Annotated in this window: 14 protein-coding genes; 6 read left to right on the forward strand and 8 right to left on the reverse strand. The window is 60.4% G+C overall.

The features are described from left to right. Positions 1 to 12 precede the first annotated feature (12 nt). From CES87_RS02860 to choX, 4 genes are all read right to left on the reverse strand, one after another. On the reverse strand, positions 13 to 489 hold the full coding sequence (locus CES87_RS02860) for a thioesterase family protein (protein ID WP_128604874.1): 477 nt from the start codon (positions 487 to 489) through the stop codon (positions 13 to 15). Positions 490 to 625: 136 nt separating this feature from the next. Beyond that, positions 626 to 1,591, reverse strand: a complete 966-nt coding sequence (locus CES87_RS02865; RefSeq protein WP_128604875.1) for an L-carnitine dehydrogenase — start codon at positions 1,589 to 1,591, stop codon at positions 626 to 628. A gap of 137 nt (positions 1,592 to 1,728) precedes the next feature. Then, positions 1,729 to 2,616 (reverse strand): 3-keto-5-aminohexanoate cleavage protein, encoded by an 888-nt coding sequence (locus CES87_RS02870; RefSeq protein ID WP_128604876.1) that lies wholly within the window; start codon positions 2,614 to 2,616, stop codon positions 1,729 to 1,731. 115 nt (positions 2,617 to 2,731) lie between these two features. Next, positions 2,732 to 3,676 carry a choline ABC transporter substrate-binding protein gene (choX, locus tag CES87_RS02875; RefSeq protein ID WP_128604877.1) on the reverse strand — a complete coding sequence of 315 codons (945 nt, stop codon included), beginning with the start codon at positions 3,674 to 3,676 and terminating at the stop codon, positions 2,732 to 2,734. A gap of 225 nt (positions 3,677 to 3,901) precedes the next feature. On the opposite strand from choX, the gene CES87_RS02880 reads away from it, so the two are divergent. Further along, positions 3,902 to 4,846, forward strand: coding sequence for a GlxA family transcriptional regulator (locus CES87_RS02880; protein ID WP_128604878.1), 945 nt, complete (start codon positions 3,902 to 3,904; stop codon positions 4,844 to 4,846). 108 nt (positions 4,847 to 4,954) lie between these two features. On the opposite strand, the gene CES87_RS02885 is transcribed toward CES87_RS02880, so the two are convergent. The 4 genes from CES87_RS02885 to CES87_RS02900 all read right to left on the reverse strand — a co-directional run bounded on the left by CES87_RS02885 (position 4,955) and on the right by CES87_RS02900 (position 6,565). After that, a complete protein-coding gene (locus CES87_RS02885; RefSeq protein WP_128604879.1) occupies positions 4,955 to 5,371 on the reverse strand; it encodes a DUF3010 family protein in 417 nt (138 codons plus the stop codon). Between the two features lie 17 nt (positions 5,372 to 5,388). Beyond that, positions 5,389 to 5,712, reverse strand: a complete 324-nt coding sequence (locus CES87_RS02890; RefSeq protein ID WP_128604880.1) for a helix-turn-helix domain-containing protein — start codon at positions 5,710 to 5,712, stop codon at positions 5,389 to 5,391. Next, a complete protein-coding gene (locus tag CES87_RS02895) occupies positions 5,696 to 5,908 on the reverse strand; it encodes a type II toxin-antitoxin system RelE/ParE family toxin (protein ID WP_256590820.1) in 213 nt (70 codons plus the stop codon). Before CES87_RS02895 ends, CES87_RS02890 begins: the two co-directional genes overlap by 17 nt. A 255-nt stretch (positions 5,909 to 6,163) precedes the next feature. Continuing rightward, a complete protein-coding gene (locus CES87_RS02900) occupies positions 6,164 to 6,565 on the reverse strand; it encodes a lysozyme inhibitor LprI family protein (RefSeq protein WP_128604881.1) in 402 nt (133 codons plus the stop codon). Between the two features lie 237 nt (positions 6,566 to 6,802). Here CES87_RS02900 and CES87_RS02910 point away from each other — a divergent pair, with 237 nt between their 5' ends. The 5 genes from CES87_RS02910 to CES87_RS02930 all read left to right on the forward strand — a co-directional run bounded on the left by CES87_RS02910 (position 6,803) and on the right by CES87_RS02930 (position 13,778). Further along, complete coding sequence (locus CES87_RS02910) at positions 6,803 to 7,780, forward strand: dipeptidase (RefSeq protein ID WP_008033250.1); 978 nt, start codon at positions 6,803 to 6,805, stop codon at positions 7,778 to 7,780. Between the two features lie 78 nt (positions 7,781 to 7,858). Further along, positions 7,859 to 8,389: a DUF5943 domain-containing protein gene (locus CES87_RS02915; protein ID WP_060542338.1), complete on the forward strand. Its 531-nt coding sequence runs from the start codon at positions 7,859 to 7,861 to the stop codon at positions 8,387 to 8,389. A gap of 15 nt (positions 8,390 to 8,404) precedes the next feature. Then, positions 8,405 to 10,465 (forward strand): dimethylglycine demethylation protein DgcA, encoded by a 2,061-nt coding sequence (gene dgcA, locus CES87_RS02920; protein WP_128604883.1) that lies wholly within the window; start codon positions 8,405 to 8,407, stop codon positions 10,463 to 10,465. Positions 10,466 to 10,611: 146 nt separating this feature from the next. Continuing rightward, positions 10,612 to 12,558, forward strand: a complete 1,947-nt coding sequence (dgcB, locus tag CES87_RS02925; RefSeq protein WP_128604884.1) for a dimethylglycine demethylation protein DgcB — start codon at positions 10,612 to 10,614, stop codon at positions 12,556 to 12,558. Beyond that, positions 12,558 to 13,778: an electron transfer flavoprotein subunit alpha/FixB family protein gene (locus tag CES87_RS02930; protein ID WP_128604885.1), complete on the forward strand. Its 1,221-nt coding sequence runs from the start codon at positions 12,558 to 12,560 to the stop codon at positions 13,776 to 13,778. The genes dgcB and CES87_RS02930 overlap by 1 nt, the downstream gene beginning before the upstream one ends. Positions 13,779 to 13,782 lie beyond the last annotated feature (4 nt).

The raw sequence follows: 13,782 nt of genomic DNA on the forward strand, positions 1-13,782 counted from the left end.
GCGATCTCCTTGTTATTTTTTTGGCGGTAATGCGATCACTCGGCCGACATAGGCGGGGGTTGGCAGGTCGGTCTGCTCGGCGACGATGGCTTGCAGTTTGCCCAAGGTCAATTCGCTGAACGGTGTGGAACTTGGCCCGGCGAGGCCGACGTGCAGCAGCATTTGCTCGTTGCCCGCCAGCTCCTTCGCGTCGCCCACCAGGTGCAGGCTGTGGTAGAGGTGCAGGCGTTTGCTGTCGTGGCCGATGATTTGCGTATGCACTTCGACATCGGCGTCGAGCTTCACCTCGTGCAGGTAGTTGAGGTGCAGTTCGAGGGTGAACAGCGAGTTGCCGCTGGCTTCGCGGTTGTTGCTGTCCAGCCCTAAGCGATCCATCAACGCGTCGGTGGCGTAGCTGAAGATCAGCAGGTAGAAAGCGTCGCGCAGATGGCCGTTGTAGTCGACCCAGTCGGGGATGATTTTGGTTTGATAGGTAGTCAGTGCGGGCATGTCGTCACATCCGAAATTGGTTGAAACCTGTAGGAGCGAGGCTTGCCCGCGAAGGCGGTATTCCTACCGCAGGAGAATCGTCGGATGTACCGGCCTCTTCGCGGGCAAGCCTCGCTCCTACAAGTGTTTGCGGTGTTTAGTCGGCGAACGCCATCCCATGCTTCTCTTTGGTGGTCTTCACCGCCTCCAGCACCGCCAGCAGGCAGTCATCACGATAGCGCTCCAGCGCCGAAATGCTGTGTTTACCCAATTGATCGCTGGTGCCATCCACCACATCGTCGATCAGTTTGTCGGTCAGTTCAGGCGCCGGCAGGTAGGTCCACGGCAACTGCAAGGCCGGGCCGAACTGTGCCATGAAGTGGCGCATGCCGGCATCACCCCCGGCCAGGGTATAGGTCAGGAACGTACCCATGAACGACCAGCGCAGGCCGGCGCCAAAACGGATGGCGTCGTCGATCTCGCCGGTGGTCGCCACACCATCGTTGACCAGATGCAGCGCCTCGCGCCACAGCGCTTCGAGCAAACGGTCAGCGATGAACCCCGGCACTTCCTTGCGCACATGCAGAGGGCGCATTCCGAGGAACTCATAGACTTTCATTGCCGCTTGCACAGCTTCGGGGGCGGTGTTTTTGCCACCGACCACTTCCACCAATGGCAGCAGATAAACCGGGTTGAACGGGTGCCCCACCACGCAGCGTTCAGGGTGCGTGGCGCTCTCGTAAAACTCACTCGGCAACAGGCCCGAGGTACTCGAACCGATCAACGCATTGGGCTTGGCCGCGGCGCTGATTTTGCTGTGCAGTTCCAGTTTCAGCTCAAGACGTTCCGGAGCGCTTTCCTGAATGAAATCAGCATCGCGAACGCATTCTTCGATGGTGGCGACGAAGCGTAGGCGATCCTGCGAGGCGCCGGGCGCCAGGCCTTGTTTTTCTAGCGCGCCCCAGGCGTTGGCGACGCGTTTGCGCAGCGCCGCTTCGGCACCGGGCGCCGGGTCCCAGGCCACCACGTCGAGGCCATGAGCGAGAGCGCGCGACACCCAGCCGCTGCCGATGACGCCGCTGCCCAAGGCTGCGAAGGTTTTGATTTCGGTAATGAAGGTCATGGCAACTTCCTTAAAAAATCGGTGATCCCTTGTAGGAGCCGGCTTGCCAGCGAAAGCGGTTTCAGCAGCACTAACATTGCGTCGGCTGTACCAGCCTCTTCGCCAGCAAGCCGGCTCCTACAGGGTGATGTGTGTGATTAACCGCGCTTTGTCAGGCCCATTTTTTTGCGGCCTTCAGCCGGGGTGAGGACCCGGGCGCCGAGGCGACTGAGGATTTCGCCGGCGCGTTCGACCAGTTGGCCGTTGGTCGCCAGTACGCCCTTGTCCAGCCACAGGTTGTCTTCCAGGCCGACTCGGACGTTACCGCCGAGCAACACCGCCTGCGCCGCCATCGGCATCTGCATGCGGCCGATGCCGAAGCCGGCCCAGACCGCATCGGCCGGCAGGTTGTCGACCATGGCTTTCATGGTGGTGGTATCCGCCGGGGCGCCCCAGGGGATGCCCAGGCACAACTGGAACAGCGGGTCGTCGAGCAGGCCTTCCTTGATCATCTGCTTGGCGAACCACAGGTGACCGGTGTCGAAGATTTCCAGCTCGGCCTTCACGCCAAGCTCTTGAATTCGCTTCGCGCCCGCTCGGAGTTGCGCGGGGGTGGACACGTAAATGGTGTCGCCATCGCCAAAGTTCAGGGTGCCGCAATCGAGGGTGCAGATTTCCGGCAGCAGTTCTTCGACATGGGCCAGACGGGTCAGCGGGCCGACCAGGTCAGTGTTCGGGCCGAACTCCATCGGGTTCTCGCCCGCGCCGATCTCCAGGTCACCGCCCATGCCGGCAGTGAGGTTGACGATGATGTCGACGTCGGCTTCGCGGATGCGCTCCATCACTTCGCGGTACAGCGCCACGTCACGGCTGAACTTGCCGGTTTCGGGATCGCGAACGTGGCAGTGAACCACGGTGGCGCCGGCCTTTGCGGCTTCCACGGCGGCAGCGGCGATTTGTTTCGGGGTGACCGGCACGTGTGGGCTCCTGGCGGTCGTGTCGCCAGCACCGGTGAGTGCGCAGGTGATGATGACGTCGTGGTTCATTTGGCGGTTCCTTACAGGCTGTGCTTTTTAGGTGAAAAGCCGGGCGTGATGGTGCCGTTCGCAGCCCGGTCGGGCTGCGAATCGGTGGTTCGGTTCAGGTCTATTTTCGGGTGAGCTATTTGCTGGTCAGCTTCAGATTTTCAGCAGCCGGTTTGCCATCGAAGGTCGTCACGCCTTCGAGCCAGCGCTGTTTGTCCTGCGGGTGATCTTTCAGCCATTGCCTGGCCGATTCGAAGGCGTCCTTGTGATCCAGCAGCGGCTGCATCATCCGGCTCTCGTCTTCGGCGGTGAAGGTCAGGTTGCTCAGCAGGCGGCCGATGTTCGGGCACTGCTCGGCGTAGGTCGGCGCGGTAACGGTCCAGACCGTGGCCATGCCTTCGTTCGGGCCGAGGGCGTCGTCGCTGCCGGTGAGGTAGGTCATTTTCACGTTGACGTTCATCGGGTGCGGCGCCCAACCGAAGAACACCACGGCTTCGTTGCGGCGTACGGCGCGATCCACTGCCGCGAGCATGCCGGCTTCACTGGACTCAACCAGCTGGAACTTGCCCAGGCCGAACTGATTTTTGGAGATCATCGCCTTGATCTGGGTGTTGGCACCCGAGCCCGGCTCGATGCCGTAGATCTTGCCACCCAGTTCCTTTTCGAACTTGGCGATGTCGGCGAAAGTTTTCAGGCCTTTATCGGCGAGGTAAGTAGGGACGGCGAGGGTGGCGCGGGCGTCCTTCAGACTCGGCGCCTGAAGCACCTTGACCTGGTTGGCGTCGACGAATGGGGTGATGGTCTGGGTCATCAGCGGGTTCCAGTACCCCGTGAACAGGTCCAGGCGCTGATCGCGAATCCCGGCGAAGATGATTTGCTGGGAGGCGCTGGTTTGTTTGGTGTTATAGCCGAGGCCGTCGAGCAATACCTGGGTCATGGCACTGGTGGCGATAACGTCGGTCCAGTTCACTACACCCATGCGCACGTTCTGGCACGCGGCGGGGTCGGCGGCCATGGCACTGGCGCTCAGCAAAGCGGTACCGCTGAGTGCAAGAACACAGCTGCTGATCAGTCGTTTCATCTCAGGATTCCTCGGCAGTTTCGTTATTGTGGGTTCCGGTGTCTGATGCGCCGGTGATGTCACGTTACGCAGCAAAGCACCTGTGAAAGCGCACTGCGGCGACCGACTCTTGCACTGCAGCGACCTGTCCTCTTGAATGCCGCCTGCAAGTGGCGTATCAACGTCCTCACGCTACCCGTCCTCTCGTTACCCGGCTTTTCGTTACTTGCCTATCGAGTGCGCTCCATGTCCCAGGATTACTATTTCTTGTTGATGCCGGGTTTCTCGGCCATTGGATTTATCTCGGCCATCGAGCCGTTGCGGGTCGCCAATCGCTTTCGCGGCGAGCTCTATCGCTGGCACGTGCTGAGCGCTGATGGCGGGGCGGTGCTGGCCAGTAACGGCATGTCGGTCAACGCCGATGCGGCACTGGAACCGCTGAAAAAAGGTGCGACGTTACTGGTGGTCGCCGGCTTCGAGCCGCTGAAGTTCGCCACACCGGCCCTGGAGCACTGGCTGCGTCGCCTGGACAACGAAGGCGTGACCCTCGGCGCCATCGACACCGGCAGCTTTATCCTTGCCGAAGCCGGCCTGCTCGATGGCCATCGCCTGACCCTGCACTGGGAAGCCATCGATGCCTTCAAGGAGTCCTATCCGCAGCTTAGCGTCACTCAAGAGCTGTTCGAGATCGACCGTCGACGCATCACAAGCGCGGGCGGCACCGCCTCCATCGACCTGATGCTAGATCTCATCGCCCAGGCCCATGGCCCGGAACTGGCGATCCAGGTCAGCGAACAGTTCGTGCTAGGCCGCATCCGTCCGCGCAAAGACCACCAGCGCATGGAAGTCGCCACGCGATACGGCATCAGTAATAAGAAACTGGTGCAGGTGATTGGCGAGATGGAGCAGCACAGCGAACCGCCGCTCAGCACACTGGAGTTGGCGGAATCGATCAAAGTGACAAGGCGGCAGTTGGAGCGCTTGTTCCGCCTGCACCTGAACGACACTCCGAGCAATTTCTACCTGCGGTTAAGGCTGGAGAAGGCGCGGCAGCTGCTGCGGCAGACGGATATGAGTGTGCTGGAGGTAAGCATTGCGTGCGGTTTTGAATCGCCTTCATATTTCACCCGCAGTTATCGGGCGAAATATGAGCGGTGCCCGCGAGAAGATCGGCGTACCGCGAAGGCATAAACACCACAAAACCCTGTAGGAGCTGGCTTGCCAGCGAAGGCAATCTGAAGAACGCCGTGATGCTAAGGGCCCTTTCGCCAGCAAGCCGGCTCCTACAGATCTGTGTCGTTATTTTTTCATTAACGCTGAACAGGCCGCCTTATACGCCTCATGCTGATACTTGTTCAGCGTCTGCGGCAGCTCAAAACCGTGTTTCTTGGCCTGCGCATTGATGGTCTGCGGCGACAGCAGCGTCACCTCGCAACTCTCCAGCAACTGGAAGACACCCTCGATCTTGAATGTGGTCGGCCCGCCGGCGAATTCGCCTTTCTTGCTGCGCTTCTTGATCGCGATCCGATCTATCGAATTCTCGCGAACAAAGGATGCGACCTGAGCGGCAAACACTTTGACGTTGGCGGCTTCGTCGTCATCGTCCAGAGCGATTTTCTTGGTGGTGAGCGCGATGTGGCTCAGTGCTGATCCATCGAGGGCCGCTACGGCGATGATCGCTTCGCTGCCTTTGATTTCGATGCCGCAGATTTTCATATCAATCCCTTCAAAGCCTAAAGCTCAAGTTGGTTAGCCGTGATGCCAAAAGCAGCGGCAATTTTTTCACGAGTAGCCCTTCGAGGCTTCGCAACGGTCTCTTGCTGGGCAAAAGCCGGTTGCGAAACACCCATGCGTTTGGCTACTTCATCCTGCGTAAGGTTCAAGTGCTCGCGCCATGCGCGGATCGGTGTCGCGCCTTCGACGATGCGGCTGACAACTTCGTGGGGGATCAGATCGGGCTCAATCTTCTGTGCCACGTACTGGGCGTAGGGAATGACCACAAAGGCCGGGTTTCCGTCTGCATCATTGATGATTTGAACGTCAGTAGGTGCGTTCATCGCGTTTTTTGACCTCTTGAATACTGACCACTTTGATTGCGCCATCCCAATCGAACATGACTCGGTAGTTACCTACCCGAAGTCGATAGGCATAGTCATGACCGACCAGCGCTTTGACATTGCCTGTATCCGGCATATCAGCCAGCGCTGTTACGGCATCACGAACCTTGACCTGGTGAGGGGAGTGCAATTTCAGAAGCTGCTTAACGGCCTTTCGAGTTCAGTAAATACTGTTCATGGGAGAATATAAGTCTTTTATAAGATTTATCAATCTTTACTTATATTTGTTCCGCGGCCAATTAACGAAGCATGTCGGGATGTTGCCCGGCGGGGAGTGTATGAGGCCGGGGTATTCGGGTGTTGTAGGTATAAGCAATGCAGTGTATAGGACATTGCATCCGCAATAGATCGAAAGCCAGCGAATGTGCCGGCTTCTGACGGAAGTTCAGAGCTATTCCTGCCCAATCGACTCCAAAAACTCCGACCGCTCATCACTCACCCGCGCCACGCAATCATTTTGCGCAATAGTGAATGCCTTGCTGCCGGCGGTGGCCGGGAAGACTTCGACGGCGCAGTCTGCATCGCGGGTTTTCAGCCATTGTTGCTGGGCGGTCTTGATTTTGGCGGTGATGTCGGCCAGTTGTGCGGGATTCTTGCCGTAGAGCGACTGCATGCGCTCGTTCAGGCTTTTGTAATTTTCGCTCAGCAGTTCTTCGGCGGTGGTTTTGCTGAAAGCGGAGCATTCCAGGGTCTGAACGTCGTTTTCGACTTTATCGCAGGGGTTGTCGTCCGCCTCTTGCGCCGCGTGTACGCCAGTCGCAATCAGTGCCAGTGCCAGGATGATCGATTTCATTTACGTCGCCGCCCTTTGTTTCAGTAAGGCAAAAAGAGATGCGGCGAATTCTGGCCCATGCGGACGGCCTTGAACAGGTCGCCAATTGTGCCCGGCGACGACCCTTTGTCGCGGATTGACGCTTTCGGCAATTCCCCTGTCGTTTTTGCACCCGGCTGCCAAGGCACCGAGGCATATGCTGGCCCCAAAGCGCCGGCACACGATTCGGCGCATGAATCGCTAATAGGGGACAGCCTGATGAGCCCAGCCGAATTGCACGCCGACAGCATCGTTATCGACGGGCTGATTATTGCCAAGTGGAACCGTGAGCTGTTCGAAGACATGCGTAAGGGCGGTTTGACCGCGGCCAACTGCACCGTGTCGGTGTGGGAAGGTTTTCAGGCGACTGTCAACAACATCGCCGCCAGCCAGAAGCTGATCCGCGAGAACAGCGACCTGGTGATTCCGGTGCGTACCACTGCCGACATCCGCAAGGCCAAGGAGCAGGGCAAGACCGGCATCCTCTTCGGCTTCCAGAATGCCCACGCCTTTGAAGACCAGATCGGCTATGTCGAGGTGTTCAAGCAGCTCGGCGTCGGTATCGTGCAGATGTGCTACAACACTCAGAACCTGGTGGGCACCGGCTGCTACGAGCGCGATGGCGGCCTGTCTGGCTTCGGTCGTGAAATCGTCGCCGAGATGAACCGTGTCGGCGTGATGTGCGACCTGTCCCACGTCGGTTCCAAGACTTCCGAAGAAGTCATCCTCGAATCGAAAAAACCGGTCTGCTACTCCCACTGCCTGCCGTCGGGACTGAAAATTCATCCGCGCAACAAATCCGATGAAGAGCTTAAGTTTATTGCTGACCACGGCGGTTTTGTTGGCGTGACCATGTTTGCACCGTTTCTGGCCAAGGGCATCGATTCGACCATCGACGACTACGCCGAAGCCATCGAATACACCATGAACATCGTCGGCGAAGACGCCATCGGCATCGGCACCGACTTCACCCAGGGTCACGGCCAGGACTTCTTCGAATACCTGACCCACGACAAGGGCTACGCCCGCCGCCTGACCAGCTTCGGCAAGATCATCAACCCGCTGGGCATCCGCACCGTGGGCGAGTTCCCGAACCTGACCGAGACACTGCTCAAGCGCGGCCATTCCGAGCGCGTGGTGCGCAAGATCATGGGCGAGAACTGGGTCAACGTTTTGAAAGACGTCTGGGGCGAATAAGCCGCAGCACTTCTGAATCCTTTCCCCGGGCCGTTCGCTGCCTGGGGCTACACCAAATTTTTCTGGAGTTAAGTTTCCATGGCCAAGATCGCCCCGCAATTGCCTATCGAAGTCGACAGCGAAACCGGTGTCTGGACCTCCGACGCCCTGCCGATGCTGTATGTGCCGCGCCATTTCTTCGTCAACAACCACATGGGCATCGAGGAAGTACTGGGCGCCGACGCTTACGCCGAGATCCTCTACAAGGCCGGCTACAAATCCGCCTGGCACTGGTGTGAAAAAGAAGCCGAGTGCCACGGCCTGGAAGGCGTCGCGGTGTTCGAGCACTACATGAAGCGCCTGTCGCAGCGCGGCTGGGGCCTGTTCAAGATCCAGGACATCGACCTCGACAAAGGCACCGCCAGCGTCAAGCTCGAACACTCGGCGTTCGTCTACGTGTACGGCAAGGTCGGGCGCAAGGTCGACTACATGTTCACCGGCTGGTTTGCCGGCGCGATGGACCAGATCCTCGCCGCTCGTGGCAGCAAGATCCGCACCGTGGCAGAGCAAGTCTACGGTGGCTCCGAAGAGGGCCACGAAGACGGCTTGTTCACCGTCAAGCCGTTGTAAGTCGAGGAACCCGCCATGGCTTTCGAAGCAATGTTCCAGCCGATCCAGATCGGCAAACTGACCATCCGTAACCGCGTGCTCAGCACCGCGCACGCCGAGGTCTATGCGACCGACGGCGGCATGACCACCGACCGGTACGTCAAGTATTACGAAGAGAAGGCCAAGGGCGGGATCGGCCTGGCGATCTGCGGTGGTTCGTCCGTGGTAGCCATCGACAGCCCGCAGGAGTGGTGGAGCTCGGTGAACCTGTCCACCGACCGCATCATTCCGCACTTCCAGAATCTTGCCGACGCCATGCACAAGCACGGCGCCAAGATCATGATCCAGATTACCCACATGGGCCGTCGCTCCCGTTGGGACGGCTTCAACTGGCCAACGCTGATGTCGCCATCAGGCGTGCGTGAGCCGGTGCACCGCGCCACCTGCAAAACCATCGAGCCGGAAGAAATCTGGCGGGTGATCGGTAACTATGCCCAAGCGGCACGCCGCGCCAAGGCCGGTGGCCTGGACGGTGTCGAACTGTCGGCCGTGCACCAGCACATGATCGACCAGTTCTGGAGCCCGCGAGTCAACAAACGTACCGACGAATGGGGCGGTAGCTTCGAAGGCCGCATGAAGTTCGGTCTGGAAGTGTTGAAAGCCGTGCGCGCCGAAGTCGGTGACGATTTCTGCGTGGGCATGCGTATCTGTGGTGACGAGTTCCACCCGGATGGTCTGTCCCACGAGGACATGAAGCAGATCGCCAAGTACTACGACGACACCGGCATGCTCGATTTCCTCGGCGTCGTGGGCTCGGGTTGCGACACCCACAACACCCTGGCCAACGTGATTCCGAACATGAGTTACCCGCCGGAGCCGTTCCTGCACCTGGCCGCCGGCATCAAGGAAGTGGTCAAGGTTCCGGTGCTGCACGCGCAGAACATCAAGGACCCGAACCAGGCCACCCGTATTCTGGAAGGCGGTTACGTCGACATGGTCGGCATGACCCGCGCGCACATCGCTGACCCGCACCTGATCGCCAAGATCAAGATGGGCCAGATCGACCAGATCAAGCAATGCGTCGGCGCCAACTACTGCATCGACCGTCAGTATCAAGGCCTGGATGTGTTGTGCATCCAGAACGCGGCGACCTCCCGTGAGTACATGGGCCTGCCGCACATCATCGAAAAAACCACCGGCGTGAAACGCAAGGTCGTGGTGGTCGGTGCCGGTCCTGCCGGGATGGAAGCCGCCCGTGTGGCCGCCGAGCGTGGTCACGACGTGACCCTGTTCGAGAAAAAGGAATTCATCGGCGGGCAAATCACCACCGCGTCGAAAGCGCCGCAGCGTGACCAGATCGCCGGTATCACCCGCTGGTATCAGCTGGAACTGGCAAGGTTGAAAGTCGACCTGCGCCTGGGCACCGCGGCTGATGCGCCGACCATCATGGACCTGCGTCCGGATGTGGTGGTGCTCGCGGTTGGTGGTCATCCGTTCCTGGAGCAGAACGAACACTGGGGCGCGGCTGAAGGCCTGGTGGTCAGCAGCTGGGACGTGCTCGATGGCAAGGTTGCGCCGGGCAAGAACGTGCTGGTCTACGACACCATTTGCGAATTCACCGGTATGTCGACCGCCGACTTCCTCGCTGACAAAGGCAGCCAGGTCGAGATCGTCACTGACGACATCAAGCCAGGCGTGGCGATCGGCGGTACGTCGTTCCCGACTTACTACCGCAGCATGTACCCCAAAGAAGTGATCATGACCGGGGACATGATGCTGGAGAAGGTCTACCGCGAAGGCGACAAGCTGGTGGCAGTGCTGGAAAACGAATACACCGGCGCCAAAGAGGAGCGGGTGGTGGACCAGGTGGTCATCGAAAACGGCGTGCGCCCGGACGAAGAAATCTACTACGCGATGAAGGAAGGTTCGCGCAACAAGGGTCAGATCGACGTCGAAGCCCTGTTCGCGATCAAGCCGCAGCCATGCCTGGAGCAGAGCGGCGACGGCTACCTGCTATTCCGCATCGGCGACTGCGTGGCGCAGCGCAATGTGCACGCCGCCATCTATGACGCACTGCGGCTTTGCAAGGATTTCTAACCACGAACTGATCGTTCCCACGCTCTGCGTGGGAATGCCTCAATGGACGCTCTGCGTCCGCTCTTGGGACGCGGAGCGTCCCGGGCTGCATTCCCACGCGGAGCGTGGGAACGATCATTGATCAATGAGTCCCGTGGGAGCTCCTCATGTTGAACACCCTTCTTCCAATCCTGTTGTTCGCTGCCTTGGGCCTCGCGGTTCTGGGCGCGTTGCGGCGGGTGGCCATGTGGCGCCGGGGCCGGGCCTCGAAGGTCGACCTGATCGGCGGCCTGTTCGCCATGCCCAAGCGCTATATGGTCGACCTGCACCACGTAGTGGCGCGGGACAAATACATCGCCAACACCCACGTCGCCACGGCCGGTGGCGCGGTGGCGTCCGTCGTGCTGGCGATTCTGGTGCATGGTTTCGGTCTGCATAACCGCTTCCTCGGTTATGCGCTGTTGCTGATGACGGCGGTGATGTTCGTCGGCGCGATCTTTGTCTATCTGCGTCGACGCAATCCACCTTCGCGCCTGTCGAAAGGCCCGTGGATGCGCTTGCCGAAAAGCCTGCTGGCGTTCTCGGCGTCGTTCTTCCTGGTGACCTTGCCGGTGGCGGGCATCCTGCCGGAAAACTTCGGTGGCTGGCTGTTGGCGGTGATCCTCGGCATCGGTGTGCTGTGGGGCGTGTCGGAACTTTTCTTCGGCATGACCTGGGGCGGGCCGATGAAGCACGCCTTCGCAGGTGCGCTGCACCTGGCCTGGCACCGTCGCGCCGAGCGTTTCGGTGGTGGCCGTTCCACCGGTTTGAAGCCACTTGATCTGGAAGACCCGGCCGCACCGCTGGGCGTGGAAAAGCCCAAGGATTTCACCTGGAACCAGTTGCTCGGCTTCGACGCCTGCGTGCAGTGCGGTAAATGCGAAGCCGCGTGCCCGGCGTTTGCCGCCGGTCAACCGCTGAACCCGAAAAAACTGATTCAGGACATGGTCGTCGGCCTGGCCGGTGGCACCGATGCCAAGTTCGCTGGTAGCCCGTATCCAGGAAAAGCCATTGGCGAACACGCCGGCAACCCGCATCAACCGATCGTCAACGGTCTGGTAGACGCCGACACGCTCTGGTCGTGCACCACCTGCCGCGCCTGCGTCGAGGAATGCCCGATGATGATCGAGCACGTCGACGCCATCGTCGACATGCGTCGCCATCTGACTCTGGAAAAAGGCGCGACCCCGAACAAGGGCGCCGAAGTCCTGGAAAACCTGATCGCCACCGACAACCCGGGCGGTTTCGCACCGGGCGGGCGGATGAACTGGGCGGCGGACTTGAACCTCAATCTGCTCAGCGAAAAGAAATCCACCGACGTGCTGTTCTGGGTCGGCGACGGCGCCTTCGACATGCGCAACCAGCGCACCTTGCGCGCCTTCGTCAAAGTGCTGAAAGCGGCAAAAATCGACTTCGCCGTGCTGGGCCTCGAAGAGCGCGACAGCGGTGACGTGGCCCGACGCTTGGGCGATGAAGCGACTTTCCAGTTACTGGCCAAGCGCAACATCCAGACCCTGGCCAAATACAGCTTCAATCGCATCGTCACCTGTGATCCGCACAGCTTCCACGTGCTGAAAAACGAGTACGGCGCCTTCGACGGTAATTACCTGGTGCAGCACCACAGCACTTACATGGCCGAAATCATCGATGCCGGCGCGCTCAATCTTGGCCAGCACAAAGGCAGCAGCGTGACCTATCACGATCCGTGCTACCTCGGCCGCTACAACGGCGAGTACGAGGCTCCGCGCGAGGTACTGCGCGCCCTCGGGATCGAGGTCAAGGAAATGCAACGCTCCGGTTTCCGCTCGCGCTGCTGCGGTGGCGGCGGCGGTGCGCCGATCACCGACATTCCGGGCAAACAACGTATTCCCGACATGCGCATGGAAGACATCCGCGAGACGGGCGCCGAACTGGTGGCCGTGGGTTGTCCACAGTGCACCGCAATGCTCGAAGGCGTGGTCGAACCACGGCCGCTGATCAAGGACATCGCCGAACTGGTGGCTGACGCACTGCTTGAAGACGAAGCGCCGAAGTCCACTACACCGGCCAAACGTGAACCCGCGGAGGCCCACTGATGAGCGACATAATCCGCCGCGACCCCCGCGCCGAATGGATTGCCCGTAACCGCCTGCACCCGCTGCATGCGGCCATGCAACCGGCGCAACACAGCTGGATGGGACCGAACGGCGTCATCCGCAAGAATCTCCATGGCATCGGCTTTATCGGTCCCAACGGAATCAAGCGCATCGACCGCAGCGGCGCTCAACAGGGCGGGGCGGTCAAACGCTCGGCCGCCATTGAAGTGCAGTTGCCGCTGCATCAGGTGCCTGCACCAGCGTTTTACATTTGCGTGGCACCGGACATGGTCGGCGGCCGCTTGAGCAGCCACGACCGCGACTTGCTCGGTCTGGCCCATCAATTGGCCGGTACGGACGGCGCGGTATTGGCCGTGGTCTTCGGGGAACACAAGGAAAGCGCATTTGCCACTGCTGGCGTTGATCGCTTGCTGCTGCTGGAAGGCGACGAATTCAGCGGTTATGCACCGGAACAACGAGTCCAGGGTCTGCGGGCTGTGGATAACCAATTCAATCCGCGTCACTGGTTGCTGCCGGACAGCCGCAGCGGAGGCGGAGAATTGGGTCGGCGCTTTGCCGCTGCCCTGGGCGAACGCCCGGCCACGCGGGTCTGGCAGGTCAAGGACCAGGAGTGCATCGGCCGCGCCGGTGCCGGTTTGCAAGACCTGGCCCGCCCGGTCGCACGCTTGATTCTGGCTGCCGTCGAATGCGCCGAACCGGTCAGCGAAACCCGGCACGAAGCCTTGCCGGTGGAGTTATCCACAACCGTCGCGCGCAGTCTCTCGCGCATCGAGGACCTGGGCGCGGTGGCGGTGGACCCGGCAGCGATTCCCATGGCCGAAGCCGAGTTCATCTTCTCCGGCGGCAACGGGGTCAAGGATTGGGATTTGTTCCACCAGACCGCTGCCGCGCTCGGCGCCACCGAAGGCGCATCCCGGGTGGCGGTGGACGATGGTTTCATGGCCCGCGACCGTCAGGTCGGGGCATCCGGTACCTGGGTCACCGCACGGGTCTACGTGGCGGTGGGGATTTCCGGGGCGATCCAGCACCTGCAAGGCATCGGTGCCTGCGACAAGGTGGTGGCAATCAACCTCGACCCTGGCTGCGACATGATCAAACGGGCCGACCTGTCGGTGATCGGCGAGAGCGCCGAGATTCTTCAAGCCTTGATCGATGCGGTAGCGGCTTACCGTAACGAAGCCAAGCGCGATGCGGCTTAAGGGA

The organism is Pseudomonas sp. ERMR1:02, from assembly GCF_002277815.1.
GTDB lineage: Bacteria > Pseudomonadota > Gammaproteobacteria > Pseudomonadales > Pseudomonadaceae > Aquipseudomonas.

Excerpts from the sequence above, each read along its gene's own strand:
- CES87_RS02870 (WP_128604876.1), bottom strand. The coding sequence starts at position 2,616 with ATGAACCACGACGTCATCATCACCTGCGCACTCACCGGTGCTGGCGAC.
- CES87_RS02915 (WP_060542338.1), top strand. The coding sequence starts at position 7,859 with ATGGCCAAGATCGCCCCGCAATTGCCTATCGAAGTCGACAGCGAAACC.
- CES87_RS02900 (WP_128604881.1), bottom strand. The coding sequence starts at position 6,565 with ATGAAATCGATCATCCTGGCACTGGCACTGATTGCGACTGGCGTACAC.
- CES87_RS02860 (WP_128604874.1), bottom strand. The coding sequence starts at position 489 with ATGCCCGCACTGACTACCTATCAAACCAAAATCATCCCCGACTGGGTC.
- CES87_RS02910 (WP_008033250.1), top strand. The coding sequence starts at position 6,803 with ATGAGCCCAGCCGAATTGCACGCCGACAGCATCGTTATCGACGGGCTG.
- CES87_RS02930 (WP_128604885.1), top strand. The coding sequence starts at position 12,558 with ATGAGCGACATAATCCGCCGCGACCCCCGCGCCGAATGGATTGCCCGT.
- dgcA (WP_128604883.1), top strand. The coding sequence starts at position 8,405 with ATGGCTTTCGAAGCAATGTTCCAGCCGATCCAGATCGGCAAACTGACC.
- CES87_RS02880 (WP_128604878.1), top strand. The coding sequence starts at position 3,902 with ATGTCCCAGGATTACTATTTCTTGTTGATGCCGGGTTTCTCGGCCATT.
- CES87_RS02885 (WP_128604879.1), bottom strand. The coding sequence starts at position 5,371 with ATGAAAATCTGCGGCATCGAAATCAAAGGCAGCGAAGCGATCATCGCC.
- dgcB (WP_128604884.1), top strand. The coding sequence starts at position 10,612 with ATGTTGAACACCCTTCTTCCAATCCTGTTGTTCGCTGCCTTGGGCCTC.
- CES87_RS02890 (WP_128604880.1), bottom strand. The coding sequence starts at position 5,712 with ATGAACGCACCTACTGACGTTCAAATCATCAATGATGCAGACGGAAAC.
- CES87_RS02865 (WP_128604875.1), bottom strand. The coding sequence starts at position 1,591 with ATGACCTTCATTACCGAAATCAAAACCTTCGCAGCCTTGGGCAGCGGC.
- choX (WP_128604877.1), bottom strand. The coding sequence starts at position 3,676 with ATGAAACGACTGATCAGCAGCTGTGTTCTTGCACTCAGCGGTACCGCT.